This window comes from Gluconobacter sp. Gdi, from assembly GCF_014132155.1.
Classification (GTDB): Bacteria; Pseudomonadota; Alphaproteobacteria; order Acetobacterales; family Acetobacteraceae; genus Gluconobacter.
Window position 1 is genome coordinate 1 of record NZ_BLJQ01000084.1, and the last position, 304, is coordinate 304.

General features: G+C 55.6%; 1 pseudogene. It reads left to right on the forward strand.

Annotated elements, in window-relative coordinates:
• Positions 1-304: pseudogene (locus JN414_RS16585) on the forward strand (hypothetical protein); the annotation flags it as partial.

The following is a 304-nucleotide window of genomic DNA, read 5'->3' on the forward strand; positions in this document are numbered from 1 at the left end:
CCGTGTCATGTTCATGCTTCCAGCGAATGTCACGACAGTTCGTCTGGTATCGCGGGCCAGTCGCCCAAGTGACACGATTGGACCATTCGTAGACGATCGCCGTGATCTCGGTGTTCTTGTCGGGGATGTTTCCCTGTTTGCGTCTCGTCAGACAGTCAGTCTGACCGCTCATCTGTCCCTGTCCAACCTGTCAGGCTGGCATGGACTGGAATCTTCCACATACCGCTGGACAGATGGCGATGCGACGTTGCCGCTGCAAAGCGGAAATAGCAGCAGGGAACCGGGTATTCTTTCCATTCAGGTC